The organism is Bacillus sp. N6 (assembly GCF_052805735.1).
The window spans coordinates 4,309,973-4,335,833 of record NZ_CM127843.1; the positions used below are offsets into that span (position 1 = coordinate 4,309,973).

Sequence of the window (25,861 nt, forward strand, 5' to 3'; positions counted from 1 at the left end):
TATACAAAAGTACCCGCTCCTCTCCAAGAGATTCACGGGTACTTTTTATCACCGTAGTTTTACCTATATAGTGATTAGTATTTTTCTAATACTAATACATCGTAACCATCTAACATTTTACGACCATCTAAGTAAGTAAGCTCTACTAAGAATGCAATCCCTGCTACAACTCCGCCTAGCTCTTCAACTAACTTAATTGTCGCTTCGATTGTTCCACCTGTAGCTAATAGATCATCTGTAATTAATACGCGTTGACCTGGCTTAATTGCATCTTTATGGATTGTTAAAACATCTTTACCATATTCTTTACCGTAGTCAACTGTAATTACTTCACGTGGTAATTTTCCTAATTTACGAACTGGCGCAAATCCTACTTCTAACGCATAAGAAACTGGGCAACCGATAATGAAACCACGAGCTTCTGGTCCTACTACAACATCGATATCTCTTTCTTTTGCGTACTCAACGATTGCATCTGTTGCTGCTTTGTATGCTTTACCGTCATTCATTAAAGGTGTAATGTCTTTAAACACAATACCTTCTTTCGGATAATCCGGTACAATTGCGATATGTTGCTTGAAATCCATATTTCTGAATCCTCCTCAGATCTAAAAGGTTTGTAAATACAAATCCTTTACCCTAACTGTTCTACTTCTTTATGATTACGAATCGTTTCAAACCATGTATATAGTTGCTGATATGTGCTATAAACCAATTCTTTTTCTAATTGTAAGTGGTTCATTTTCTCACGATATGTGTTCGATTCAATTAAATCACGCTTTTGTTTTTTGTCTGCCATAAAAATGACGCCATCTTTTATTGTAACAAATTCTAACTCAAAAAACACCTGTGTCATGAAATTTACTGTATCTTTTGACCAGCCTTTATGGCGACATAGTTGTTCTCCATATTGTCTTAAAGAAAATGGTGTTTTTTGGCTTAAGAAAGAATAGTACCATTTAAAGTGTTCTCTCGTAGGAACTGTACTAAATAGATGGTTATTTTCTTGATAAAACAGCGTATAAATTCGCGCTGGGAATCCTACTTTAAATAACTCACGTAATTCATCTGTTCCGCTTGGCAAATCGAGTAACACGATGTATTGATCATCCAAATGCGTTACTTCTGACGCATGCATAAGCTTTTCTTTATAGTCCTCTAAAGAAAATTTATTCAATACCTCTTCAGAAAAATACACCATTGTTATTTTTTCTTTCGGAAGTTCTGCTAAATTTGCTTCTGCATTACGCATACTACGCCAATCAAATAATTGCCACGCCTCTATAGCAATATCTTGTACCATTAATTGTGGCTTCTTAAAATTGTTCCATTCATTGATGGATGCTTCTCCTATTACAGATACTTTTGCAACTGGAGAGATTTCTTTCGCATATGCACCAAAACCAAATCCAATTGTATCCAGTGTTGCTTGTCCATCACGAAGAGCCATTTTTAAATGAGAGCCATCTGATCCGATTGCGCGAATACTTTCTAACTCTGCATCTTTCACTGCAATACGTGGTTTCGGATTTCCAACACCAAATGGTGCTAACTTCTGCATATCTTCAATTGCCGCTAGTGTTACATCCTCTACTTTGCAAAAAACATCAACTGCTGTAATTGGAATAAAATCTTCTTCTGTTAAAATTGCATCTGCTTGTTCATTTAAGCGGCGACGTAATTCATCTACATCATTCATATGTAGCGTCATTCCCGCTGCCATCGGATGCCCTCCGAAGTGTGGCAATAACTCTCTACAATCTGATAAATTTGCAAACAAATCAAATCCTGCAATACTACGCGCTGAGCCTTTTGCTGTTTCTTTTATAGGATCAATGCATAATACAATAGTCGGACGATAAAAACGTTCAACTAATTTAGAAGCGACAATCCCAATTACACCCGGATTCCAACCTTCTTTTGCAAGTACTAACACTTTGTTTTCTTCTGGCGGGAAGTTATTTTCAACTTCAGCGATAGCCTCTTCTGTAATTTGCTTTACAATATCTTTTCGCAGTTTGTTCAGCTCATCAATTTCTTCGGCTAACTCTTTTGCTTCCTCAGGATCATCTGATAATAAAAGGTGTACAGCCGGCGTTGCATCTTCTAAACGCCCGACCGCATTAATACGCGGTGCAATTGAGAAGCCAATACTCTCTTCTGTAATTTCACTTTGCGAAACGTTAGCAACTTTAAACAATGCCTTTAAACCAATATTTTTCGTCATACGCATATGTTTTAAACCGCGTTTCACTAGCAACCTATTTTCACCATGAAGTGACACTAAATCGGCTACTGTACCGATTACTGCAATCTCTAATAAATGTTCTGGTACACGGCCTAATAGTGCATGCGCAACTTTAAACGCAACACCTACACCAGCTAAATAGTGAAACGGATATACACCGCCATCTAATTTCGGATGTATAATCGCAAGTGCTTCTGGCAATTCTGGCGGTGGCTCATGGTGATCTGTAATAATTAGATCTATTCCAAGCTCTTTCGCTACATTCGCTTCATGTACTGCTGCAATGCCAGTATCGACAGTAATAATCAGTGAGAACCCTGCGCTATGCGCCCAACGAAACGCTTCTTCGTTCGGCCCATACCCTTCTGTAAAACGATTTGGAATATAAAATTCTACTTCTGCACCTAATTCTTGAAGAGCAAGATATAACACAGTTGTACTACTTACTCCGTCTGCATCGTAATCACCAAATATTAATATTTGTTCTCCATTTTGAATCGCCTTATTTACACGTTCTACCGTTCTATCCATTCCTTCTAATAAAAATGGATCATGAAATTCTTGATTTTCTGTATTTAAAAAATCTAAAATCTTATCTTCTGTATCTAGTCCTCTACCGAGGAATAATGAAACGACAAGTGGCGATAACTGTAATTTACTTGCTAATTCACTCACTCGTTCGTCATTATATTTTTTTTCTTTCCAACGCGTCTTCGGTTGTAACACGAAATCACCCCTTAACCTGTTCATTATACAAGACAGATTAAGGGGTGACAATATAATGCAAACTACGATGCAATATCTATATACTAAAATGTTAATGATGTTTAATTTGGAGAATACGGATTTATATGTACGAATACATTTTGTACATTATCTTGTTTCATAAGTATTTCTTTCACATGTTTTCCAATACGGTGTCCTTCTTCTACAGTAATGTATGGATCTACAGACACTTTAATATCGACAATAACATAATGACCATGCTCCCGTGCATATAAAGAACCAATTTTTTTCACACCATCTACTTGAAGAACTGCTTCTCTAAGCGGAATAACATCCTCCTCATGAAGAACATGGTCAAGCGTTGCATGAATTGCTTCCGCTCCAATGCTCCATGCCATTTTTACAACAAGAAGCGAAACAACTAATCCTGCAATCGGATCAGCATATACAAGCCAGTCTATACCAAGCTTACCACCGAGTATAGCTGCACAAATACCGATTAAAGCTGCAATTGAAGAAAATACATCCGAACGGTGCTCATATGCATTTGCAATAATTGCATCACTATTTACCCTTTTCCCTAATCGGAATTTATATTGAAACATTCCTTCTTTCACGACGATTGAAAGAACAACAGCAAAAATCGTAATTCCTTTCGGCGGTTCTAGTTCTTGCGAAAAAGCTTTTATAGATGAAATCGCGATTTCAAGTCCCACAATAAATAATAATACCGCAACAATAATCGCTGAAATCGATTCCGCTTTACCATGACCATACGGATGATCTTCATCAGGTGGCTGCTTTGCCGCTCGCAATCCAAAAAGTACAGCTAGCGAACCAATTACATCTGATGCAGAATGCACCGCATCTGCTAGCAGTGCTTTACTGTTCCCAATATAACCAATTACCGCCTTTACAATTGCTAATATAATATTACCAACGATCCCGACAATAGCACCAAACTCGGCCTGTTTAAAACGTTCATCTTTTTCCATAATTAAAATCCCTTCTTTTCTTAACCTATCTTTTTATTTTAACAAAAACAGCGATAACACCACCACTTTCTTCCATCTTCTTCCCATCAAAAAGTTGCTATCTTATTGTATCCACAAACGAAAAAAGAGATGCCTCATAATAAGGCATCATCTTTTCTATACTTGCGGTTCAGATTCTACTTTCTCAACCTTCTTCTTGTTTTTCCCCTTTTTCAAACGACGGTTTTCAAGCATTAACCAAATTTGAGAGGCAACGAAAACAGAAGAGTACGTACCTACTATTAATCCAACAAGTAACGCAAACGAGAAGTTACGTAGTGACTCACTACCGAAGATAAGTAGTGCAATTACTGGGAGTAACACTGTTAATACGGTGTTAATCGAACGACCAAGCGTTTGGCGAATACTTGCATTTACAATTTCCTCTAGGTCTTTTATATCGCGCACTCGTTTTTTCTGTTTGTATAATTCACGGTTTCTATCAAATGTAACAATCGAGTCATTAATAGAATAACCGATGATTGTTAGTACTGCAGCGATAAACGTTAAGTCTACCTCTAATTGGAAAATACTAAACATAACAACCATAACGAATGCGTCATGTAATAATGCAAGTACTGCAGATAACGCATACGTAAATCGGAATCGAATACTTACGTATAAAATGATAACTGCAGAAGCAATCAGTACAGCGATAAATGCATTTCGTGCAATTTCTTTACCGATTGTCGGTGAAACTGTACTTATGTTTGGATCCGTACCATATTTATCATGGAAGAATGTTTTTGTTTTCGCAATTTCATCTTTTGATAAAACACCTAATGTACGAACTGCGAAACCTTTATTGTCATCCCCAGTCGGTACAATATTTTCTTCCTTCACATCAATGTTCAACTCTTTAAAATCTTTATGAACATCAGCTACAGTAAGTGCTTGTTTTGATTGCAAGTCCATACGTGTACCACTTGCAAAGTCAATACCAAGATTCAATTTGAAAATTGGCAGGATAATTGCACCTGCAATTACAACTACAATTGAGAAGATAAGGAATTTATGACCGATATTCACGAAGTTAATACGATCAAATTTCGTTGGTGGATGTACTACACCTTTTGTTAACGGAATAATATCCTTTTGTTTCACACCAAAATATCCTGGTTTTTTATCGAAGTAACGGCTCTTTACAAGTAAACCTAGTAAGAAACGAGTACCGAATACGTTCGTAATGAAACCGACTAAAATACTTACGATTAAACTTGTTGCAAACCCTTGTACTGAGCTTGTACCATATACAAATAACACACCTGCAGCTGCAAGAGTCGTAACGTTCGCATCTAAAATTGTTGCTAATGAACGATGGTTACCAGCTCGGAATGCTGACATCATGGACTTACCAATTTTCAGCTCTTCTTTCAGTCTCTCGTACGTAATAATATTCGCATCAACTGCGATACCTACCCCGAGCACTAATGCGGCAATACCTGGTAATGTCAGAACCGCATGCATCCAGTTAAAGACAAGTAATGTAACAAAAATGTATAGACCTAACATAATAACCGCTACAAGTCCTGGTAAACGGTAATACACAAGCATAAATAAGAAAATAAGAGCGATACCAATCGCACTAGCGAAAATTGTTTGGTCTAATGCTTGTTGACCAAATTTCGCTCCAACAGATGTTGAATACATTTCTTTTAAATCAACAGGCAGTGCACCTGCATTTAATAAAGATGAAAGTTGTTTCGCACTTTCAACTGTGAAGTTTCCACCTACGATAGATACTTCAGCTTGGTTAAATACTTGGTTTACTGTTGCTGCTGATAAGAACTTTGGATTCGGTTTTGCAGATTCTGCTTTATACGAATCTTTTCCTTCTTCAAAATCAAGCCAAATTACCATTAAATTCGTTGGTGGTGGCATTTTAGAAATTTTTTCAGTTACTTCACGGAATTTTTCAGCGCTTTTTAGTGTAAGACCTACGCTCGCACGGCCTTGCTCATCAAATGTTTGCTTCGCTCCGCCGCCTTTTAAATCCGTTCCATCCATAAGAAGGTTATCATCCACATCACGGAATGTTAATTTCGCTTGTGTTGATAACATTTCACGTGCTTTTTGCTGATCTTGTACACCAGCAAGCTGTACACGAATTCGATCTTGCCCTTCGATTTGAATGTTCGGCTCACTTACACCGAGAACATTGACACGATTTTCAAGAGCACCTACTGTACTTACAAGTACGTCTCGATCGATTTTATCACCTTTTTTGGCTGGTTTTACTTCATACAGAATTTCAAAACCACCGCGAAGGTCTAGTCCTAGACTAATTCCTTTTGCTATGTCTTTTCCTGCCGCACCAATTACTCCACCGATTAATAAGACGATGAGGAAAAAGGCGGCAATTCTCGTACCACGCTTTGCCATATGTACCCTCTTTCTGCTACTAACACTTTCAATAAATCTTTTACGATTCACTGCTATACGTGTGCATACGCCTAGTTAGTAGACTTCCTTTCTATAATTTTTGCTAGCTCATCACTAGCTGTATAGGTAAGCTTTTACACTCCCTACACTTTCATCATTTATTTTCCTCTTCACTACCTCCTTTATATATAATCTTAGACACAATTATTTCCTCTTTATCAATACATATCATTATACTGCAAAAGGAAGAACAAACCAATTGCAGTCGGTTATTTATTTTCGTACTCATCAAATGACCAAAGCGGTGCTTGGTAAGCTTCAACAGTTAAATATGTCATATATTCATTAGTACTTACTGTTAATACGTCATTAACTAATTCATACAATCTAACATCGCTGTCTATCTTCTTCCACTTTTTCACTTTGAGAAACTTCCAAATGTCATCATCTGTTACTCGGTCGTAACCGAACATTTGAAACTCTTCTACTTTACTTTCTAAAACGACTTGTAACTGTCCGCGGTATGATTCTACCAAAGCCTCTCTATCTAACATTTATAACATCTCCTTCTTATTTCAGCACGAAAAAGTCGCTTTAATCCCGCTCTAATGGACAGCAATAACTACTTTCAAGAGCACTATCATACTTCACTCTCTTAAATGCTTGTCATTCTTGTCTCGTACGTGCATATAAATTATTGTAAATCATTCCATTGATTTTGAGAAGGTAGGAGAAGAACATGACGAGACAAAGCTTTTTAAAAGGCGCATTTATTTTAATGATAGCCGGCTTTATTACAAAAATACTTGGCTTTATCAACCGCATAGTAATGGCACGTATTTTAGGAGAAGAAGGCGTTGGTCTTTATATGATGGCCGTTCCTACATTCATTTTAGCAATTACATTGACACAAATTGGTCTTCCTGTCGCAATCGCAAAGTTTGTAGCAGAAGCGGAAGCTGTAAACGATAAACAAAGAGTTAAAAAAATATTAACCGTATCACTAGCTGTTACATCCGTTATTAGTATCATTTTAACAATCGGAATTATGTTCCTCACGCCTATTTTAGCAAAAACATTATTAACCGACGAAAGAACGTACTATCCATTAATGGCCATTTTGCCCGTTGTCCCGGTTATTGCTGTTTCTTCTGTTTTGCGTGGTTACTTTCAAGGGAAACAAAACATGAAACCTAGCGCTTATGCGCAAGTTCTAGAACAAGTCGTCCGCATTACCATTATCGCTATATGCATCCAGTTATTTTTACCTTACGGCATAGAATACGCTGCAGCCGGTGCTATGTTATCAGCTGTTCTCGGTGAAGTTGCATCCTTATTATTTTTACTCACGTTATTTCAGCGAGAAAAACATTTATCAATACGCTCTGGATTTTTCACTACTGTAAAGGAAAGCAAAGGGACATTTTATTCTCTGATGGATATTGCCCTTCCAACTACAGGAAGTCGTTTGATCGGCTCCGTTTCATATTTTTTTGAACCTATTGTCGTTATGCAAAGCTTAGCAATCGCTGGTGTCGCTGCTTCTGTTGCAACCCAGCAATACGGTATATTAAACGGTTATGCATTCCCGCTTCTATCACTACCCGCCTTTATTACATACGCTCTTTCTACAGCGCTCGTCCCTTCTATTAGTGAAGCAATGGCAAAAAGACAACATAAATTAGTGGAGCACCGTTTACAACAAGCACTTCGAATTTCATTAATTACCGGCGGATGGTCTGTCGTTATATTATACGTATTCGCTTCTCCTGTTTTAACTCTTATGTATGGATCAGACAGCGCAACAGCATTCATTCAACTTCTTGCGCCTTGCTTTTTATTTCATTATTTCCAAAGTCCACTTACCTCTGTTTTGCAAGCTTTAAACTTAGCAAGGGCTGCAATGATGAATACATTTATTGGTGCCATCGTGAAATTAATCGTTATTTTTGTACTAGCATCAAGGCCAGAATTTCAAATGATGGGGGTTGCACTTGCTATCGCTGCAAATATTGTAACAGTAACATTTCTTCACTACGCTACTGTTTTAAAAAAGATTACATTTACCATTTACGCAAAAGACTATATTTTCGGCGGACTTGCCATCGGTATCGCAGGCGCCTTCGGTTTTTATCTCCATAAATATATTATTTTCTCTCATTCCCTTGGCATACAAACATTATGGGAAATCACTTTAACAACAATTGTTTATATCGTACTTCTCTTCACTTTCAAACTCATTCGAAAAGAAGAGTTAAGTCGTCTCCCTATCATTCGTAAACTTTCATTTTTGAAATAAGATGAAACTTTAATCAGTGGGGTAATCTCCACTGATTATTAGTTAAACCAATCATTCTTACTCTTTCAAAGGATAAATCTCTAATTTTCTTTTACATCAACAAAAAATTGTCCGTTTTGAAAACTACAGTATAAAATTTGTGTTACATCGTTATAACCTAAGTTTTTTAATTTCTCAATAAGCCATTCATCTGTATGCTCAATCATTTGTAAATGACTAGATTGAATTTCTCCATCAATAATAAGAGGAAGCGTAAACTGTAATGTATCTTGTTTATTTTTTTGTTTTTGAAAGACAGATAACTTCCCAGACGGTTCCAAAATAGCATATTCTACATCCCGAATATCTCCAACTCCTTGTTCCCTTAATTGCATCATTAAATCATCTATATTATACCGTTGCTTTCTCATCTTCTTTTCATCAATCTTCCCCGCGTTTACAAGAATAGCTGGCTCACCTTCTATTAAATGCCGAAAGCGTTGATACTTTAGGGAAATGACTGACAAAATAATTTGGATGCACATAAGAAAAGTCATCGGAACTAATTGATGCCAAAGTGATTTATCGGTATTTTCAATTGCCACTACGGCCATTTCTCCAAGCATAATAAATACGACTAAATCTAATACACTTAGCTCTCCTATCTCACGTTTACCCATAAGACGAAAAATAATTAAGATGATGATATATAAAAGCATTGTCCGTCCAATTATTGATATCCATTCCATTTCTACATCTCCTTTTTTACGTATAGACTCCCCTATAAAAAAGAAACTAGTCTAACTTGGGCAAAAGGAAAATATGCTTGTATTAAAAAGGGGGAATGCATAAATGGATGGAACGAAAAAATTATCAACTGCAATTGGCTTCGGTATTGTTACACTACTAATTCTTGCATCTATTACTAGTATGATTATGGCTCTTTTATTAAAGTTTACAAATATAAATGAAGGGACATTAACCGTTACTATTTTTATACTCGCTCTTTTATCTATGCTTATGTCTGGATTTACTGCCGGCAAAAAGGCTCAAGGAAAAGGTTGGCTAGTAGGTTTCACAACAGGGCTCACATTCACTATACTCGTCTTTCTAGTTAACTATTTAGGCTTTTCTCAAACCTTATCGAACTCACAATTACTTTATCAATTAGCATTAATGGGGGCGAGTACACTCGGTGGTATTTTCGGTGTAAATATGTCAAAGCAAAGTAACTAAAAAAGGCCCTGCACATTTCATGCAGGGCCTTCCACATTAGTTTTTCACAACTTCACGAATCGCATTGCGATCGAAAGTTAAGTGTGAACCACCAGATTTAATAACGATTTTCGTCTCATCTACTGATTCGATTGTACCGTGTAAACCACCGATTGTTACGATAGCATCACCTTTTGCTAACTCACTTTGCATTTGAGCAACTGCTTTTTGACGTTTTTGTTGCGGGCGAATTAATAAGAAATAGAAAATCGCAAACATCGCAACGATCATAACGATATTCATCATACCTGCATTCATCTTTTGTTCCTCCTTTTAAATTATGTATTAGAAGTTTTTAGCATTCGGTTTATTAAAGCCATACTGTTCAAAGAACTCTTCGCGGAAATCGCCAAGACGGTCTTCACGAATAGCTTGTCTCACCTGCTCCATTAAGTTTAACAGAAAATGAAGGTTGTGATAAGACGTTAAACGAATTCCGAACGTTTCATCACATTTCATTAAATGACGAATATACGCACGTGAGTAGTTTTTACATGTGTAGCAATCACAGTTTGGATCAAGCGGACCGAAGTCTCTTGCGAATTTCGCATTTTTTACAACGAGTCGACCTTCACTTGTCATACATGTACCATTTCGAGCGATACGAGTTGGAAGTACACAGTCAAACATATCAATACCACGAATTGCACCATCGATTAATGAGTCAGGAGAACCTACACCCATTAAGTAACGAGGCTTATTATCTGGAAGAAGTGGTGTTGTAAACTCAAGTACACGGTTCATAATATCTTTCGGTTCACCAACAGATAAACCACCTACAGCGTAACCAGGGAAGTCCATTGAAACAAGGTCTTTCGCACTTTGACGACGAAGCTCTTCGTACTCCCCGCCCTGTACAATACCGAATAAACCTTGATCTTGCGGACGTTCATGCGCTTTTAAGCAACGTTCTGCCCAGCGGCTCGTACGCTCTACAGATTTCTTCATATATTCAAAAGTAGCCGGGAATGGCGGACACTCATCAAATGCCATCATAATATCCGAACCTAATGCATTTTGGATTTCCATCGCTTTTTCTGGTGATAAGAATAATTTATCTCCATTTAAGTGATTACGGAAGTGAACGCCTTCCTCTTCAATACGACGGAAGTCACTTAAACTGAATACTTGGAAACCACCAGAGTCTGTTAAGATTGCACGATCCCAGTTCATAAATTTATGCAAGCCGCCTGCTTCACGAATAATTTCATGACCTGGACGTAGCCATAAATGATACGTATTACTTAAAATAATGCCAGAATCCATTGCTTTTAATTCTTCCGGTGACATTGTCTTAACTGTCGCAAGTGTACCAACTGGCATAAATGTTGGTGTATCAAATGAACCGTGCGGTGTATGCACACGACCTAAACGGGCACCCGTTTGTTTACATGTCTTAATAAATTCATAACGAATTGCTGTCATAACTTACTCCTTTTATTTGTTTCTCATTTTAGCGTGAGATGCAACGAACATTGCATCACCGAAGCTAAAGAAACGATATTTTTCTTTTACTGCTTCATTATAAGCATGAAGTACATTATCTCTATTTGCAAATGCACTTACAAGCATGATTAATGTTGATTTCGGCAAGTGGAAGTTTGTAATTAAACCATCAATTGCTTTAAATTCATATCCCGGATACATGAAAATATCTGTCCATCCAGAAGCGGCGCAAAGCTTACCGTCATGATCTGTTGCAATTGTTTCTAACGTACGAGTTGATGTCGTACCTACAGTAATAATACGTCCACCATTCTCTTTTACACGATTTAATAATGCCGCTGTCTCTTCAGACATATGGTAATATTCTGCGTGCATATGGTGTTCTTCAATCGTGTCTGCAGAAACTGGTCTAAATGTTCCAAGCCCTACGTGAAGTGTAATGAATGCCAACTGAACGCCTTTTTGCTTTAACTTCTCAAGTAACTCTTCTGTAAAGTGAAGTCCCGCAGTCGGCGCTGCTGCTGAACCGATTTCTTTCGCATATACTGTTTGATAGCGATCGCGATCTTCTAGCGTCTCTTTAATATATGGAGGAAGTGGCATTTCCCCAAGTTCATCTAAAATTTCATAGAAGATGCCGTCATATGAAAATTCAAGCTGACGTCCACCTTGATCTGCAGTTCCTGTGCAAGTTGCTTTTAATTTCCCTTCGCCAAAAGAGATAACAGTTCCTTCTTTTACACGTTTCGCTGGCTTTACAAGCGTTTCCCACTTATCGCCTTCTTCTTGTTTTAAAAGAAGTACTTCAATGTGCGCGCCTGTATCTTCTTTCACACCGTGCAAACGAGCAGGCATAACTTTCGTTTCATTTAAAACTAAGCAATCCCCCTCATGTAAGTAAGAAAGAATGTCCGTAAAATGTTTATGCTCAATATCACCTGTTTCACGGTCTAACACCATTAATCTTGATGTTTCACGATCTTCTAACGGGACTTGTGCAATAAGTTCTTCTGGTAAATGAAAATCAAACAGATTTATATCCATAGCTATATCCACCTATTTCTTATTTAAATCGATTTATTATATACATAATAAAAGATAGTACAATACTTAACACAATACATGTAATGATAGGAAAATAAAAGGTAACGTTTCCTTTTTTCACAAAAATATCGCCTGGAATCCTGCCAATGAACTTCCAAGCTAATCCAACAACGATGAGTAAGATTCCCGCTGTAATAAGCATTTTGGGCATCTCCATCATACTTTTGGCATCTCCATTCCGAAATGTTCATACGCAAGCGGCGTTACAATTCGGCCCCTTGGCGTTCGTTGTAAAAAGCCAATTTGTAATAAATACGGCTCATACACATCTTCAATCGTATGAGATTCTTCTCCAATTGTTGCTGAAACCGTTTCTAATCCAACTGGACCACCACGGAATTTCTCAATAATACCAAGCAGTAATTTATGATCAATATGATCTAGACCTAATTTATCTACTTGCAGTAGCTCTAATGCCATTTGCGTAATTTCCATCGTAACCGTTCCGTTACCACGAACTTGCGCGAAATCACGTACACGTCTTAAAAGACGATTCGCAATACGAGGTGTACCACGAGCACGTCTTGCAATTTCTAATGCAGCTAACGAATCGATTTCAACTTCAAACACTTCTGCTGTACGTTCAACAATCGCAGAAAGCTGATCTACTGTGTAGTACTCTAACCTTGAAAGTACACCGAAGCGGTCACGAAGCGGTGCCGATAATGCTCCGGCGCGTGTCGTTGCTCCAACTAATGTAAATGGCGGTAAATCTAGGCGTACAGAACGTGCTGAAGGCCCTTTTCCAATTACGATATCAAGGCAAAAGTCTTCCATCGCAGGATACAATACTTCTTCAATTGATCTATGCAAACGATGAATTTCATCAATAAATAATACATCCCCTGGCTGAAGCGCTGTTAATACAGCAGCTAAATCTCCTGGTCTTTCAATCGCGGGACCTGAAGTTGTTCTAACATTAACGCCCATCTCATTTGCAATAATATTCGCAAGCGTCGTTTTACCAAGACCTGGCGGTCCATATAAAAGCACGTGATCTAACGTTTCTTCACGCATTTTCGCTGCTTCAATAAATACTTCTAAATTATGTTTCGCTTTATCTTGGCCAATATACTGACGGAGCGTCTGTGGCCGTAATGAATATTCTAAATCCGCATCTTCATATGCAGATTCCCCTGAAAGGAGACGTTCGTCCATTATACTCACCTCTTACCATTTAGTAAAAGACTAAGTGCCTTTTTAATATACTGATCCGTCGTTAATGATTCTTTTAATAACTCTGGTACAACGCGAGAAACTTCGCGTTCTGCGTATCCAAGTGCGCGCAGAGCTTCCAGTGCCTCATCAAGCTCAGCTGATGAACCTTTCTTCTCATCAAAACGTTCTGTGTCTGAGAATAAATCCACAAATGCATCTGGTACGACATCTGCTAGTTTTCCTTTTAAATCTAAAATCATTTGGCGTGCTGTTTTCTTTCCGACGCCTGGGAATTTCACTAAAAACTTCTCATCTTCATGCTCAATCGCTTGAACGACCTGTCCTGTTTGACCAGAAGCTAAAATTGCAAGAGCGCCTTTTGGCCCAATGCCAGACACGCCTAACAACTTTGTAAATAATAAACGCTCTTCACGTGTTTTAAACCCGTAAAGTGCCATAATATCTTCTCTCACATAATGATATGTATAGACACGGATTTCTTGCTTACTTCTTTGAAATACATACGGATTCGGTGTGAAAATTTGATAACCAATTCCATTATGGTCAATTACGACATATTCCGGCCCTACATACTCCACGTAACCTGTAACATATTCAAACAAAATACGATCTCTCCCTCTTAAATCATGTATTCCATTTTAACATATTTAATGATAGAAAAGCGAGACTGCCCCAACAAATGTTCTCCACTTGAAACTTCTGTTATTTTCCATTGACAGAAAGGTTAAAGCACCTTAATATACAGAGGTCGATAATGATTATCAATACTAATTAAAGGGGTTACATCAGGATGAAACGTAAGCTATTTATTTTATTTACTATTATGCTTGTTGTTCTTTCTATCGTTGGCTGTTCTTCTCAAAAAGAAGAATCAAAAGCAAAAGAACAACCGAAAACAAAAGTTGTAAAACATGCTAAAGGTGAAGCTACAATTCCAGTAAATCCAAAGAGAATTGTTGACTTATCTGGATCAACAGAAGAACTATTACTTCTTGGACACAAACCTGTTGGTACAGCAAATACATATAAAGATAAAATCCAAAATCACTTAACAGACAAATTAGATGGAGTAAAAGCAGTTGGTTGGTACTGGGCACCTAAAGTTGATTTAGAAGCTGTTACTGCTTTAAAACCAGACTTAATTATTTTAAACAACCGTCAATTAAAAATTTATGATCAACTAGAAAAGGTTGCACCTACAGTTGTTCTAGAAACAAACTTAGAAGACTGGCGTGGTAAGTTTAAAGAAGTAGGTAAGCTATTTGACGAAGAGAAGAAAGCAGACAAATGGATTGCAGACTACGATAAGAAAGCAGACTCTTTATCTAAAAAAATTAAAGAGAAAACAAAAGATGAGAACTTTATGTTCGTTGCAGTTACACCACAAAACTTCCGTGTATATGGTAGCTTCGGATACGGTGACATCATCTTTAATGACTTAAAACTTCCAGCAACAAAAGGTACGGATTTAAAACAAACGATGGCGCAAGTATCACTAGAAGGTCTAGTTGCATTCCAGCCTGACCAAATGTTTATTGTAAACTTCGGCGGCGAAGCTGATAAAGTTTACGAAGACTACAAAAACAGTGCCGTTTGGAAAGACAATAAAGCAGTTAAAAATAATCACGTATATGAAGTATCAAATGAAGTCTTCAATACGAAAGCATTCAATCCAATCGGAAAAGATATGCTAATTGATGAAATCGCAAAAGAAATTTTAGCTAAAAACAAATAAGAAAAAAAAGCAGCTCACCATGAGCTGCTTTTTTTCTTATTTTGCACTGCGTATTGTTTCATTTTTTCAATCGTCTTTACAAAACCTTCTTTTGATTTAATCCGAATACCACGCTTCAATTTCGCACGCTCATAACTCTCAAGCTTTTTCATATCAATTTGAAAGAAAGAATGGATCGCATTATCACTTTTTGGCACACCTTTGAAAATTTGTAATATCCCTTCCTCTGAAACACCAAAATACCCGCTCGTTTTCAATAACGGAGAAATATCATCAACTTTCTTTTGTAATACGATTTGTACATCATCACGATCAACAAGTTGCCATTCTTTATATTGCTGTAAAAACTTTTCTAAATCCGCTACTTTTTCTGTAAGTATTTCCTCACTTACTTCTCCATCAACATACATACGCTCTAATAAAATTGTAACCTCAGGTTCTTTTTCCGTTACTTCTGGTACTGGCCCTTCCGCCTTCACATTCGTTTCATAAACGAAACAAAACATCATAACGAAAGCTTGCATCGCAATCAGTATCCATTTCATTTCCGTTCACCTCTTTTAGGCAAGATCATACTTTCATTAGTAGTTTTTCCGGAAATGGTGGTTTTATCCATATTACATTTCTTTCGAAAAATAAAAAATGCAGATAAGGGTTTACCTCATCTGCATGTATCATTTACTTTTATATAAAATGAAAGACGCCTGCAAAGCAGGCGTCTTGATGCGTTTACGGCGAGAGACCAGGCGACCACATTCGCGTGTTTAGCACTTAAGCATATCTCTCGTCTTACGTAAATTAGCTCATCGCTTTGTTAATATAACATTAATAAAGTATAAGTGCAACATGTTTATAAAAATATTTTATTCCCTCTTTTATCCAACTGAATAGTATGTAAATTATAAATTGATAAAAGTAATATATATGTTACAATTAATATAACAGCGAAATCATAATAAACAGGAGATGGATATTGTGAAAAAAATAAAGGATGAACGTCTCATTCTGAAAACATTAAAAAACATACGTATTGCCTTTCTTTTTCAATCGCTTGGTATAATTGGCATTTTAGGCTATATCGGATTCACTGAAGGAATGGATCAAATTACGAAATCTCCATTATGGCTATTATTTATTCTTACAAGTATCGTCCTTAGTTATTTACAGTTAAGTGTTTCAATCGATGTAGAAGAAAGTGAAAAGGAAATAAAATTAACTCCTTATTATAAACTTGTCTTCCGCTCCCTTATTGTAGGAATCGTTATGGCTATTATTTATATTATTTTCAGTCCAGAAAGACCACTGTTTGAAGCTATTTTAACAGGTAGTATTCTTTTCATATGCTTTTTAGTTTCTTACTCCGTTGGTTATTTTATTAAAAAACGTCGTTTACAAGACAACGATGAATAAAGAGGAAGGGCTACCCCTTCCTCTTTTGTTTTGCTATCGTACTGTACCAGTTAAACCGTAACGAATGTCTCGGAACATATTCACTATGTCACGATTAAAATCGTTTGTAACTGTACCGTTACGTAGACGAGTACTCATTGCATCGACACGAGTAAACATATCATTTCTTACAGAAACATATACGTTTCTGTTTCCAACTTCATTTGCAACAGCTTGACGAACTTCATTTGCAAGCGCTGTTTCATTCGATACTGGATTACGTGGTTTTACCGCAATCGCTACATCGTTTCCATATACAACTGTAGACACACGGTCTACGTTATTCATACGTTTCACACGATTTGTAATTCTTTCTGCTGTTTTACCATCATTGTTAATGTATGAATTGTTCATTGTAATATTACGTGTTGGATGTGGATTAGCAATTTGGCCATTATAATTTACATCGCGGTAATAATTATTATATCCTGTATCGTTACGACCATTTCTATATGTTACATAATCTGTATAACGATCATTACGCGTTACATTATCACGATACTGGTGTGTATCATTATAAGATGTACGCTCGTAATTGTAGTTACGTCCATCCATTGCATTGTTATCTTTTGGTGTACCACATGCAGCTAATGCACTGGTAACTAACAAAGAAGCAGCAATCACTTTTACTTTCGTATTCAATACAAAAACCCCCTCTGTTAGAATGAGCTTCTCTACTGAAAAGCTCCCTCTTATGATGAGTAACAGAGAAGGTTTTTACACTGTTAATATTTCACTGGGAATTTTCTAGCACCTCATAAAAAAACTGCATTTTCTTAATTAACACGCATGCAAAAAAGGCGGGAATACTCCCGCCTTTTTAAACTTCTTCTTCGTCCTCTTCTTCTGAAACGGGCTCTCCAAATACATTTGGTGGATCTGGTTGATAATACATCGTTCCTGGCTGTGGTGCATATGCAGACTGAGTTGGTTGATAATATAAAGGATTCGCATATTGCGGACCACCTGGTTGTGGACTATATAGTCTACTTTCTCCTCCGCATCCACAATCTTCCTCACCCTGCACAAGCGGCGGCATATTATTATCCATTGGCATCATATTTGGGTTTGGCATAGACGTATATTGCGGGCCAAACGGCGCTCCTTGCTGATATGGCATTTGATATGGATTTGGTTGTTGATAATACGGATTCGGCGGCATCATGGGCTGCTGATACGGCATTTGATAGGGCATCATATTCGGTGGTTGATTGTTATCCATCATTGGCATCATATTCGGCATTTGATTGTTATCCATTATCGGCATCATATTCGGCATTTGATTGTTATCCATCATTGGCATCATATTCGGTGGTTGGTTGTTATCCATAATTGGCATCATATTCGGCATTTGATTGTTATCCATTATCGGCATCATATTCGGCATTTGATTGTTATCCATCATTGGCATCATATTCGGTGGTTGGTTGTTATCCATAATTGGCATCATATTCGGCATTTGATTGTTATCCATCATTGGCATCATATTCGGCATTTGATTGTTATCCATCATTGGCATCATATTCGGCATTTGATTGTTATCCATTATCGGCATCATATTCGGTGGCTGGTTGTTATCCATAATTGGCATTTGAATATTTGGCATTTGAATATTTGGCGGTATGACTTGTGGAATAACTACATTTTCTTTCGATACATTTGGCGATACTATATTCCCTACGTTTTCTTTCTTCACTTGCGGCGATATTATATTCCCTACATTTTCTTTCTTCACTTGCGGTGACACTATATTCCCTACATTTTCTTTTTTCACTTGCGGTGACACTATATTCCCTACATTTTCTTTCTTCACTTGCGGCGATACTATATTCCCTACATTTTCTTTCTTCACTTGCGGCGATACTATATTTCCTACATTTTCTTTCTTCACTTGCGGCGATACTATATTTCCTACATTTTCTTTCTTCACTTGTGGCGATATTATATTCCCTACATTCTCTTTCTTCACTTGCGGCGATACTATATTATTTTTTTTCGTTTGCGGAGAAATGATATTGTTAGGTTTCATTTTACTAATTTGAGGAGCAATTAACTCGCTTCCTTTTTTTATTACATCTGAAATTTTATATTCTTTTTTCGGTTTTATTGGTGGTTGTGGCGGCTGTGGCAATACATTTACCGAAAACTTCGTGTTTTCTTTTTCCGCCGGTTTTTGTTTTTCTATCACAGGTGGTTTTTGAATAACAGACGGTTTTTCAACTGGTTTCTCTTTTTGAATTGGCTGTTCTTTTTGCACCTCTTTTTGCGGTTTCACCTGTACTTCTTTTTGCGGCTTTACTTGCATCTCCTTCTGCGGTTTTACTTGCACTTCTTTTTGTGTTTGTTGCATAGCTGGCTGCTGTGTAATTGGTGCTGATTGATACGTAACTTCTTCTTCATCTTCTATTCCAAGCGGAGTTGGTGTTGCTGCAAATTCTTTTTGCTGCACTTCTTTTACGTATTGCTTTGGAGGCGCTGAGCCTGCCCCAGCCTGTTGTTTCATGTGAACACTCTTGGATGGCACTTTAATTTTCATACCTGGCATGATTAAATCTGGATTACTAAGTTGTGTATTTGTTTTTTTCAACGTATCAAAATCCACTCCGTACTTTTTCGCAATTTTCCAAAGGGTATCCCCTTTTTGCACGATATGAATTTTCAAATTTTCCCCCTCCTGTATAACTTATCTATAAGTAACAAATCTCATGAAGTAACTCTTTCTAAATAACATTAACTTCTTTTCACTTTTATCACTTCTTCGATTTTCAATATCATTCGAAGTGGAATAAGCATAAAGAACCACAATGATTTCTTCAAAACAATGTATGCCCATTTTGTTCTTGTTATGATTATATGTATGAAAAAAAGCAACGGGAATACCGTTGCTTTACACACGCTCTAACATACGATTTAATGCAAGAACCGCTTCTGCCGTTACTTGTTTATCTACGCTAATAACGTTAATTTCTTCTCCTCTTTCTATCGTTTCAAGTACCCATAATAAGTGAGGCAAATCAATTCGGTTCATCGTTAAGCATGGACACATAAATGGATTAAGTGAAACAATTTCTTTATCTGGATGTTGCTGAATAATTCGGTTCACTAAATTCATTTCTGTACCAATCGCCCATTTGCTACCAGATGGCGCCGATTCAATCATATCAATAATATATTTCGTTGAGCCTGCATAATCTGAAGCAGCTACAACTTCATAGCAACATTCTGGATGTACAATAATATTCATATCAGGATGATTTTTTCGTACGCTCTCAATGTTCTTCACTGTAAAATTTTGATGAACAGAACAATGCCCTTTCCATAAAATCACTTGAATTTCTTCTATCTCCCCATCGTACTCTAATGAATCTGTGTGTGGGTCCCATACTGCCATTTTATCTAACGGGATACCTAAATCGTACGCTGTATTTCTCCCTAAATGTTGGTCTGGTAAAAAGACGAGACGCTCTTTTTGAGTAAACGCCCAAGATACCATTTGCTTTGCATTAGAAGAAGTTACTGTTGCTCCTCCGTTACGACCACAAAACGCTTTAATTGCAGCTGTAGAGTTCACATATGTTAACGGAATCATCGTATCTCCAAATAATTTCTTTAACTCTTTCCACGCTCTTTCTGTTTGTTCAATATCTGCCATATCCGCCATCGAACAACCTGCACGCATATCTGGTAAGATGACAACTTGATCATCTGTCGTTAACATATCTGCTGTTTCCGCCATAAAGTGCACCCCGCAAAACACAATATATTTTGCGTCTTTATTGCTCGCTGCAACTTGCGCAAGCTGAAGTGAATCCCCTGCTGCATCTGAAAATTGTACCACTTCATCTTTTTGATAATGATGCCCTGGAATGAATAACATTTTCCCCATCTTCTCTTTAATTTCACGAACACGCTTTTCCATATCTTCCGTTGACATCGTGTAATAACGCTCTGGTAACATCGTTTCAATTGGCTGTACTTGTTCTAAAATACTCATATACGTTTCTCCCCCTCTAAGCCACTTTCCTTACCCTTCAATATTGAAACTAATATCAAGTGCTTTCACTGAATGTGTTAACGCTCCAAGTGAAATATAATCTACCCCTGTTTTTCCGTATTTCGATAAATCTTCAATTGTGATGCCCCCTGAAGCTTCTGTAACGATAGCGCTTGGTACAATTTTCGAAAACTCCCGGATTTCATCTGGCGTACGATTATCGAACATAATAATATCCGCACCAGCAGCAACAGCCTCTCTCACCTGTTCCTCAGTTTCTGTTTCTACTTCTACTTTCACCATATGTCCTAACTTTTCTTTCACTGATGTAACAGCTTTTGTAATAGAACCAGCAAACACAATATGATTGTCTTTAATCATGACACCATCATATAAACCGAAGCGATGATTAAATCCACCACCACACACGACTGCATACTTATCAAACATACGTAGTCCTGGCATCGTTTTTCGCGTATCACAAATGCGAGTATGGCTACTATCTAAAGCAAGAACCGCTTTACGCGTCATCGTCGCTATTCCGCTCATACGCTGAATAACGTTTAATATAACGCGCTCTGCTGTTAATAACGATGCAATTGGCCCTTGCACAGTTGCAATGATTTCGCCTTTTTCTACAAAATCCCCATCTTTTTTATGAAGCTCTACTTCAATTCTCTCATCAATTAATTTAAATCCTGATTCAATTACTAAACGTCCTGCAAAGACCCCTGTATCCTTCGCAAGAAACGTTCCTTTCGAAAGTAAGTTATCTGGAAAAATAAGCTGAGATGTTACATCTCTTTCTCCTATATCTTCTAAAAAAAATCGATTTAATGCTTCTTTAACTTTTATCGTGTTCATAAAGCCCCTCTTCCCCTCATCACACAAGTTGTAGTTTTCTCTTTACTCGAACAATCTCTTTATTTCCTATATTTCTATCTGGATAATCACTTCGGTAATGCCCGCCAATACTTTCTTCTCTTTGCAGGGCTGAAACAACTATAAGCTCACAAACTGTTAACATATTAATAAGCGTTATCTCTTCATTCGTAAGAACATCATGTTGTAATATCATATTTCGAACACCATACTTACTAAGCCATCTCTTCGCATAAGATAAACTTTGCTCTGTTCGCACAATCCCAACATATTTCATCATGCATTTTTGTATTTCTTCTTTCGTCGGTAAATGATTCAGAACGATAAACTTTGCTTCTTTTTCGGCTAGCATGTTCACATTTTCTTTTGTCTCTCTAGATAAAATGTGCCTTCCGATTCTTCCTCCAAACACAAGACCTTCTAATAATGAATTACTCGCTAATCTATTTGCACCATGAACCCCATTACAAGCTACTTCCCCGACTGCGTATAGGTTCGGAATAGACGTCTCTCCATCACAGTTCGTTTTCACGCCACCCATGTGAAAATGAGTACCGGGCACGACTGGAATAAGGTTTTTATTTATATCGACTCCATTCGTTTTACATATCGATGACACGGTCGGAAAGCGTTGTTCAAAGTTTTGAATCATTTCGATGTTTAAGTACACTTTTTCACCCGCAAGTAGCTGTTCATGAATAGCCCTTGCGACTACATCACGAGGCGCTAAATCCTGTTCGGAATGTATATCCATCATAAAACGCTGCCCCTTGCCATTTATAAGGACAGCTCCTTCTCCGCGAACGGCTTCGGACACGAGGCCGGAACAACGCCCACCCGCGTATAACATCGTCGGATGAAATTGTATAAACTCTAAATCTACAAGCTCTCCGCCTGCACGGTACACCATTGCAAGTCCATCACCTGTAATTGTCTCATCATTAGAAGTAAAGGCGTATAAACCGCCAATACCGCCTGAAGCTAACACCGTATAATCTGCATTGTAACGTTTCAGTTCTCCTTTATTGTTGCGAGTTAAAGCCCCAACACATTTATCTTTTTCTATAATAAAATCAAGCACCATTTCCTGTTCCACTACCGTAACGTATGGAGCTACTTCTTGAATAAGATGCTCTAATAAATTCTTTCCTGTTGCATCGCCACCTGCATGTAAAATACGACGTTTTCGATGCGCTCCTTCTTTTCCAAGATGAGGACCTGTTTCATCTCCATCAAATTTCATTCCTCTTTCAATAAGGTTATTAATTTCTTTCGGTCCTTCCTCGACTAAATAACGGACCACTTCTTCATTGTTATAATGACACCCTGCTACTAACGTATCTTCAAAATGATCATTAGGATTGTCATATGTAGCTACCGCTGCGGCAATTCCACCTTGAGCTAAATGTGTATTATTATTACGTTTCGTCTCCTTTGTGATAATAATCACATTCTTTTCGTGACAAATCTCTTTTGCAACACGAAGTGCCGCAACGCCACTTCCAATAATTAAGACATCTGCACTTGGCATAATTGTTGCCTCCTACTTTACACTTTTCAACTGTCTTGACACCTATATTTACATAGTTTTAAAATAATGACAAGAGTTTTTTTATAATTCTTATTTTCACTACCATTTAAAAAGTAAAAGAAATGTAACTCTTACTAGAGAGAGGAACTTACATGATGATATATCTTGACTATGCAGCTACTACACCTATGAGCGAGGAAGCGTTACAAACATATATGAAAGCAGCTTCGCAATACTTCGGAAATGAACAAAGTTTACATGATATTGGAGGAACGGCTTCTTCTTTATTACAAGTTTGCCGAAAAACATTTGCGGAAATGATTGGAGGCAAAGAACAAGGAGTATTTTTCACAAGCGGTGGATCGGAATCGAACTATCTTGCGATTCAATCACTTCTAAATGCCCGAAATAAGAAGCATATTATTACGACACCTATGGAACATGCATCCATTCGAAGTTATTTTCAATCTCTAAAATCAAAAGGCTATACGATCACTGAAATTCCTGTTGATAAAAGCGGACTCATTTGTTTAGTAGATTTAGAGGCAGCTATTACAGAAGATACTGTGCTAGCAAGTATACAGCATGGAAACTCTGAAATCGGAACCGTTCAAAACATTACAAAAATCGGGGCACTTTTAAAAACATATAATGTTTTATTTCATACGGATTGTGTGCAAACGTTTGGTAAACTGCCTATCCATGTTTTTGAGATGGGGATTGATAGTCTTTCTGTTTCAGCACATAAAATATACGGACCAAAAGGTGTCGGCGCTTGCTACATAAATCCGCAATCTCGCTGGGAACAAGTATTTCCAGGAACTTCTCACGAAAAAGGATTTCGCCCAGGTACAGTAAATGTTCCCGGCATCGCATCTTTTTTAACAGCTGCTGAAAATATATTAAAAACTCAATGGGAAGAAAGTTTACGTTTTAAAGAGTTACGATCCTACTTTTTAGAGCAAATACAAACACTTCCGCTAGAAATTGAAGTAGAAGGTCATTCTACTTCTTGTTTACCACATATTGTTGGGGTTACAATAAAAGGAATAGAAGGTCAATATACTATGCTAGAATGTAATCGTCATGGTATTGCCATTTCCACCGGAAGTGCTTGCCAAGTCGGTAAACAAGAACCTTCGAAAACTATGCTTGCAATTGGAAAAACGTATGAAGAGGCCAAACAATATGTCCGCTTCTCTTTCGGACAACAAACAACGAAAGATCAAATTGATACTACTATTCATGCACTACACACAATTGGAAATCAATTTTATAGAGGTGTTAAATCATAATGAAACAAAATGAACAAAAAAAGATTTTAGGTGAAGAAAGACGACAGCTTATCCTCCAGTGGCTTCTTGCTGCAAATGAACCGTTATCGGGGAATGAACTATCGAAAAAGACGAACGTAAGTAGACAAGTTATCGTGCAAGATATTTCCTTGCTTAAAGCACGAAACGAACCAATTATTGCGACTGCTCAAGGTTATTTATATTTAAAGCCACAAGAGAAGCAACAAACTTTCGAACGCGTAATTGTATGCCAACATAAACCAGCAGAAGTACGTCAGGAACTTACAATGCTTGTTGACCATGGCGTTACGATTAAAGACGTAAAAGTTGAGCATCCTGTATACGGTGACTTAACAGCATCCATTATGGTAAGCAATCGCTTTGATGTAGAGCAATATTTACAAAAAATCGAAAACACAAATGCTTCCTATCTTTCACAACTAACAGATGGTATTCACTTACATACAATCGAGGCAGATTCTAAAGAAAAATTAGATGCTGCTTGTGAGGCACTGGATAAAGCAGGATTTCTCGTTTATTAATGTAAAGCACAGAGTTTTTATCATTCTCTGTGCTTTTTTAATGCTATAATATTGTAATCAATCGTAAAGGAGATCAAATATGGGAATTGAACTCGTTCACTTTAGCATTGGCAAACCGAAACAAATGAAATATGGCGAAGATAAAGAAATGATAACAGGTATATGTAAAGATCCTACAGAAGAGGCCTTTCTCTCAAAAGACGGATTTCGTGGTGATGACGTAGCGGATTTAAAACATCACGGGGGACCTGATCGTGCTGTTTGTGTGTACCCACACGAGCATTACGCACTATGGGAAGAGGAATTTCAAACTACGCTTCCCGCTTCCACATTTGGTGAAAACATTACCGTAACAAATATGTTAGAGCATGACGTATGCATCGGAGATACATATCAACTAGGCGAAGCAATCATTCAAGTAACGCAAGCTCGCGTACCTTGTAGCACAATTTCAAAACGTCTTGGCATCCCTGGCATTTTGCCGCGCATTGTAGCAACTGGATTTACTGGCTACCTATGCCGCGTTCTTCAAGAAGGTACTGTACGTAAAGATTCTAAAATTACATTACTAGAACGTCAACCCGGCAATGTTTCTGTTTTGTTCTCTAACGAAATTTATTTTCATAATAGAAAAGATAAAGATGGCATTGAAAAAATTCTTGCTGTTCCAGAACTAGCTGATATTTGGCGTGGTCAGTTAGAAGATCGTCTTGCGAAGTTAAAATAAAGTGAAACTTTAATCAGCCCTCACCAATCGGGCT

At 37.4% G+C, this 25,861-nt stretch carries 24 protein-coding genes and 1 pseudogene; 7 read left to right on the forward strand and 18 right to left on the reverse strand.

Features of this window, described 5'->3' with window-relative positions; genetic code table 11:
* Positions 1-74: 74 nt before the first annotated feature.
* The 5 genes from ACUXVC_RS22200 to ACUXVC_RS22220 all read right to left on the reverse strand — a co-directional run bounded on the left by ACUXVC_RS22200 (position 75) and on the right by ACUXVC_RS22220 (position 6,944).
* A complete protein-coding gene (locus ACUXVC_RS22200; protein WP_000346215.1) occupies positions 75-587 on the reverse strand; it encodes an adenine phosphoribosyltransferase in 513 nt (170 codons plus the stop codon).
* 47 nt (positions 588-634) lie between these two features.
* Positions 635-2,974: a single-stranded-DNA-specific exonuclease RecJ gene (gene recJ, locus ACUXVC_RS22205; protein ID WP_446025837.1), complete on the reverse strand. Its 2,340-nt coding sequence runs from the start codon at positions 2,972-2,974 to the stop codon at positions 635-637.
* 101 nt (positions 2,975-3,075) lie between these two features.
* Positions 3,076-3,969, reverse strand: a complete 894-nt coding sequence (locus ACUXVC_RS22210; protein ID WP_000409746.1) for a cation diffusion facilitator family transporter — start codon at positions 3,967-3,969, stop codon at positions 3,076-3,078.
* Between the two features lie 156 nt (positions 3,970-4,125).
* Positions 4,126-6,390, reverse strand: coding sequence for a protein translocase subunit SecDF (secDF, locus tag ACUXVC_RS22215; RefSeq protein ID WP_053563616.1), 2,265 nt, complete (start codon positions 6,388-6,390; stop codon positions 4,126-4,128).
* Positions 6,391-6,659: 269 nt separating this feature from the next.
* Positions 6,660-6,944, reverse strand: a complete 285-nt coding sequence (locus tag ACUXVC_RS22220) for a post-transcriptional regulator (RefSeq protein ID WP_000886979.1) — start codon at positions 6,942-6,944, stop codon at positions 6,660-6,662.
* 185 nt (positions 6,945-7,129) lie between these two features.
* On the opposite strand from ACUXVC_RS22220, the gene spoVB reads away from it, so the two are divergent.
* Entirely contained in the window at positions 7,130-8,689 is a 1,560-nt protein-coding gene (spoVB, locus tag ACUXVC_RS22225; protein ID WP_000198301.1) for a stage V sporulation protein B, read from the forward strand.
* Between the two features lie 80 nt (positions 8,690-8,769).
* Here spoVB and ACUXVC_RS22230 read toward each other — a convergent pair whose 3' ends face one another.
* Positions 8,770-9,417: a DUF421 domain-containing protein gene (locus tag ACUXVC_RS22230; protein ID WP_000454821.1), complete on the reverse strand. Its 648-nt coding sequence runs from the start codon at positions 9,415-9,417 to the stop codon at positions 8,770-8,772.
* A 103-nt stretch (positions 9,418-9,520) separates the two neighbouring features.
* On the opposite strand from ACUXVC_RS22230, the gene ACUXVC_RS22235 reads away from it, so the two are divergent.
* Positions 9,521-9,904: a TIGR04086 family membrane protein gene (locus ACUXVC_RS22235; protein WP_000349148.1), complete on the forward strand. Its 384-nt coding sequence runs from the start codon at positions 9,521-9,523 to the stop codon at positions 9,902-9,904.
* 36 nt (positions 9,905-9,940) lie between these two features.
* Here ACUXVC_RS22235 and yajC read toward each other — a convergent pair whose 3' ends face one another.
* From yajC to ruvA, 6 genes are read right to left on the reverse strand one after another with little or no spacing between them, the layout of a single operon-like run.
* Positions 9,941-10,201: a preprotein translocase subunit YajC gene (yajC, locus tag ACUXVC_RS22240; RefSeq protein ID WP_000991115.1), complete on the reverse strand. Its 261-nt coding sequence runs from the start codon at positions 10,199-10,201 to the stop codon at positions 9,941-9,943.
* A 27-nt stretch (positions 10,202-10,228) separates the two neighbouring features.
* The gene (gene tgt / locus ACUXVC_RS22245) at positions 10,229-11,368 is read right to left on the reverse strand and encodes a tRNA guanosine(34) transglycosylase Tgt (RefSeq protein ID WP_000125365.1); all 1,140 of its coding nucleotides are present in this window, start codon (positions 11,366-11,368) and stop codon (positions 10,229-10,231) included.
* 12 nt (positions 11,369-11,380) lie between these two features.
* The gene (gene queA / locus ACUXVC_RS22250; protein ID WP_000354014.1) at positions 11,381-12,433 is read right to left on the reverse strand and encodes a tRNA preQ1(34) S-adenosylmethionine ribosyltransferase-isomerase QueA; all 1,053 of its coding nucleotides are present in this window, start codon (positions 12,431-12,433) and stop codon (positions 11,381-11,383) included.
* A 19-nt stretch (positions 12,434-12,452) separates the two neighbouring features.
* The gene (locus ACUXVC_RS22255; protein WP_095690183.1) at positions 12,453-12,653 is read right to left on the reverse strand and encodes a DUF2905 domain-containing protein; all 201 of its coding nucleotides are present in this window, start codon (positions 12,651-12,653) and stop codon (positions 12,453-12,455) included.
* Positions 12,650-13,651: a Holliday junction branch migration DNA helicase RuvB gene (gene ruvB / locus ACUXVC_RS22260; protein WP_000344450.1), complete on the reverse strand. Its 1,002-nt coding sequence runs from the start codon at positions 13,649-13,651 to the stop codon at positions 12,650-12,652. The genes ACUXVC_RS22255 and ruvB overlap by 4 nt, the downstream gene beginning before the upstream one ends.
* 5 nt (positions 13,652-13,656) lie before the next feature.
* On the reverse strand, positions 13,657-14,274 hold the full coding sequence (ruvA, locus tag ACUXVC_RS22265) for a Holliday junction DNA helicase RuvA (protein WP_000464511.1): 618 nt from the start codon (positions 14,272-14,274) through the stop codon (positions 13,657-13,659).
* Positions 14,275-14,462: 188 nt separating this feature from the next.
* On the opposite strand from ruvA, the gene ACUXVC_RS22270 reads away from it, so the two are divergent.
* Positions 14,463-15,407 carry an iron-hydroxamate ABC transporter substrate-binding protein gene (locus tag ACUXVC_RS22270; RefSeq protein WP_000823606.1) on the forward strand — a complete coding sequence of 315 codons (945 nt, stop codon included), beginning with the start codon at positions 14,463-14,465 and terminating at the stop codon, positions 15,405-15,407.
* Between the two features lie 14 nt (positions 15,408-15,421).
* Here ACUXVC_RS22270 and ACUXVC_RS22275 read toward each other — a convergent pair whose 3' ends face one another.
* On the reverse strand, positions 15,422-15,952 hold the full coding sequence (locus tag ACUXVC_RS22275; RefSeq protein ID WP_000871172.1) for a BofC C-terminal domain-containing protein: 531 nt from the start codon (positions 15,950-15,952) through the stop codon (positions 15,422-15,424).
* 430 nt (positions 15,953-16,382) lie between these two features.
* On the opposite strand from ACUXVC_RS22275, the gene ACUXVC_RS22280 reads away from it, so the two are divergent.
* Complete coding sequence (locus tag ACUXVC_RS22280; protein WP_141240979.1) at positions 16,383-16,817, forward strand: branched-chain amino acid ABC transporter substrate-binding protein; 435 nt, start codon at positions 16,383-16,385, stop codon at positions 16,815-16,817.
* Between the two features lie 33 nt (positions 16,818-16,850).
* Here the strand turns inward: ACUXVC_RS22280 and ACUXVC_RS22285 are convergent, their stop codons facing one another.
* From ACUXVC_RS22285 to nadB, 5 genes and pseudogenes are all read right to left on the reverse strand, one after another.
* Complete coding sequence (locus tag ACUXVC_RS22285; RefSeq protein WP_016080194.1) at positions 16,851-17,498, reverse strand: YhcN/YlaJ family sporulation lipoprotein; 648 nt, start codon at positions 17,496-17,498, stop codon at positions 16,851-16,853.
* Positions 17,499-19,361: 1,863 nt separating this feature from the next.
* Positions 19,362-19,518 (reverse strand): annotated as a pseudogene (safA, locus tag ACUXVC_RS22290) (SafA/ExsA family spore coat assembly protein); the annotation flags it as partial.
* Between the two features lie 225 nt (positions 19,519-19,743).
* Positions 19,744-20,850 (reverse strand): quinolinate synthase NadA, encoded by a 1,107-nt coding sequence (gene nadA, locus ACUXVC_RS22295; protein WP_095690180.1) that lies wholly within the window; start codon positions 20,848-20,850, stop codon positions 19,744-19,746.
* 30 nt (positions 20,851-20,880) lie between these two features.
* On the reverse strand, positions 20,881-21,714 hold the full coding sequence (gene nadC, locus ACUXVC_RS22300) for a carboxylating nicotinate-nucleotide diphosphorylase (protein WP_144465087.1): 834 nt from the start codon (positions 21,712-21,714) through the stop codon (positions 20,881-20,883).
* Between the two features lie 19 nt (positions 21,715-21,733).
* Positions 21,734-23,263: an L-aspartate oxidase gene (gene nadB / locus ACUXVC_RS22305; protein WP_095690179.1), complete on the reverse strand. Its 1,530-nt coding sequence runs from the start codon at positions 23,261-23,263 to the stop codon at positions 21,734-21,736.
* Positions 23,264-23,415: 152 nt separating this feature from the next.
* Between nadB and ACUXVC_RS22310 the strand changes: the two genes are divergently transcribed.
* From ACUXVC_RS22310 to ACUXVC_RS22320, 3 genes are all read left to right on the forward strand, one after another.
* Positions 23,416-24,558, forward strand: a complete 1,143-nt coding sequence (locus ACUXVC_RS22310) for an IscS subfamily cysteine desulfurase (protein WP_053563611.1) — start codon at positions 23,416-23,418, stop codon at positions 24,556-24,558.
* Positions 24,558-25,100, forward strand: coding sequence for a transcription repressor NadR (locus tag ACUXVC_RS22315; protein ID WP_000812275.1), 543 nt, complete (start codon positions 24,558-24,560; stop codon positions 25,098-25,100). The genes ACUXVC_RS22310 and ACUXVC_RS22315 overlap by 1 nt, the downstream gene beginning before the upstream one ends.
* Positions 25,101-25,179: 79 nt before the next feature.
* Positions 25,180-25,827: an MOSC domain-containing protein gene (locus ACUXVC_RS22320; RefSeq protein WP_023523107.1), complete on the forward strand. Its 648-nt coding sequence runs from the start codon at positions 25,180-25,182 to the stop codon at positions 25,825-25,827.
* Positions 25,828-25,861 lie beyond the last annotated feature (34 nt).

Excerpts from the sequence above, each read along its gene's own strand:
- ACUXVC_RS22200 (WP_000346215.1), bottom strand. The coding sequence starts at position 587 with ATGGATTTCAAGCAACATATCGCAATTGTACCGGATTATCCGAAAGAA.
- ACUXVC_RS22210 (WP_000409746.1), bottom strand. The coding sequence starts at position 3,969 with ATGGAAAAAGATGAACGTTTTAAACAGGCCGAGTTTGGTGCTATTGTC.
- secDF (WP_053563616.1), bottom strand. The coding sequence starts at position 6,390 with ATGGCAAAGCGTGGTACGAGAATTGCCGCCTTTTTCCTCATCGTCTTA.
- ACUXVC_RS22220 (WP_000886979.1), bottom strand. The coding sequence starts at position 6,944 with ATGTTAGATAGAGAGGCTTTGGTAGAATCATACCGCGGACAGTTACAA.
- spoVB (WP_000198301.1), top strand. The coding sequence starts at position 7,130 with ATGACGAGACAAAGCTTTTTAAAAGGCGCATTTATTTTAATGATAGCC.
- ACUXVC_RS22230 (WP_000454821.1), bottom strand. The coding sequence starts at position 9,417 with ATGGAATGGATATCAATAATTGGACGGACAATGCTTTTATATATCATC.
- ACUXVC_RS22235 (WP_000349148.1), top strand. The coding sequence starts at position 9,521 with ATGGATGGAACGAAAAAATTATCAACTGCAATTGGCTTCGGTATTGTT.
- yajC (WP_000991115.1), bottom strand. The coding sequence starts at position 10,201 with ATGAATGCAGGTATGATGAATATCGTTATGATCGTTGCGATGTTTGCG.
- tgt (WP_000125365.1), bottom strand. The coding sequence starts at position 11,368 with ATGACAGCAATTCGTTATGAATTTATTAAGACATGTAAACAAACGGGT.
- queA (WP_000354014.1), bottom strand. The coding sequence starts at position 12,433 with ATGGATATAAATCTGTTTGATTTTCATTTACCAGAAGAACTTATTGCA.
- ACUXVC_RS22255 (WP_095690183.1), bottom strand. The coding sequence starts at position 12,653 with ATGATGGAGATGCCCAAAATGCTTATTACAGCGGGAATCTTACTCATC.
- ruvB (WP_000344450.1), bottom strand. The coding sequence starts at position 13,651 with ATGGACGAACGTCTCCTTTCAGGGGAATCTGCATATGAAGATGCGGAT.
- ACUXVC_RS22270 (WP_000823606.1), top strand. The coding sequence starts at position 14,463 with ATGAAACGTAAGCTATTTATTTTATTTACTATTATGCTTGTTGTTCTT.
- ACUXVC_RS22275 (WP_000871172.1), bottom strand. The coding sequence starts at position 15,952 with ATGAAATGGATACTGATTGCGATGCAAGCTTTCGTTATGATGTTTTGT.
- nadA (WP_095690180.1), bottom strand. The coding sequence starts at position 20,850 with ATGAGTATTTTAGAACAAGTACAGCCAATTGAAACGATGTTACCAGAG.
- nadC (WP_144465087.1), bottom strand. The coding sequence starts at position 21,714 with ATGAACACGATAAAAGTTAAAGAAGCATTAAATCGATTTTTTTTAGAA.
- nadB (WP_095690179.1), bottom strand. The coding sequence starts at position 23,263 with ATGCCAAGTGCAGATGTCTTAATTATTGGAAGTGGCGTTGCGGCACTT.
- ACUXVC_RS22310 (WP_053563611.1), top strand. The coding sequence starts at position 23,416 with ATGATGATATATCTTGACTATGCAGCTACTACACCTATGAGCGAGGAA.
- ACUXVC_RS22315 (WP_000812275.1), top strand. The coding sequence starts at position 24,558 with ATGAAACAAAATGAACAAAAAAAGATTTTAGGTGAAGAAAGACGACAG.
- ACUXVC_RS22320 (WP_023523107.1), top strand. The coding sequence starts at position 25,180 with ATGGGAATTGAACTCGTTCACTTTAGCATTGGCAAACCGAAACAAATG.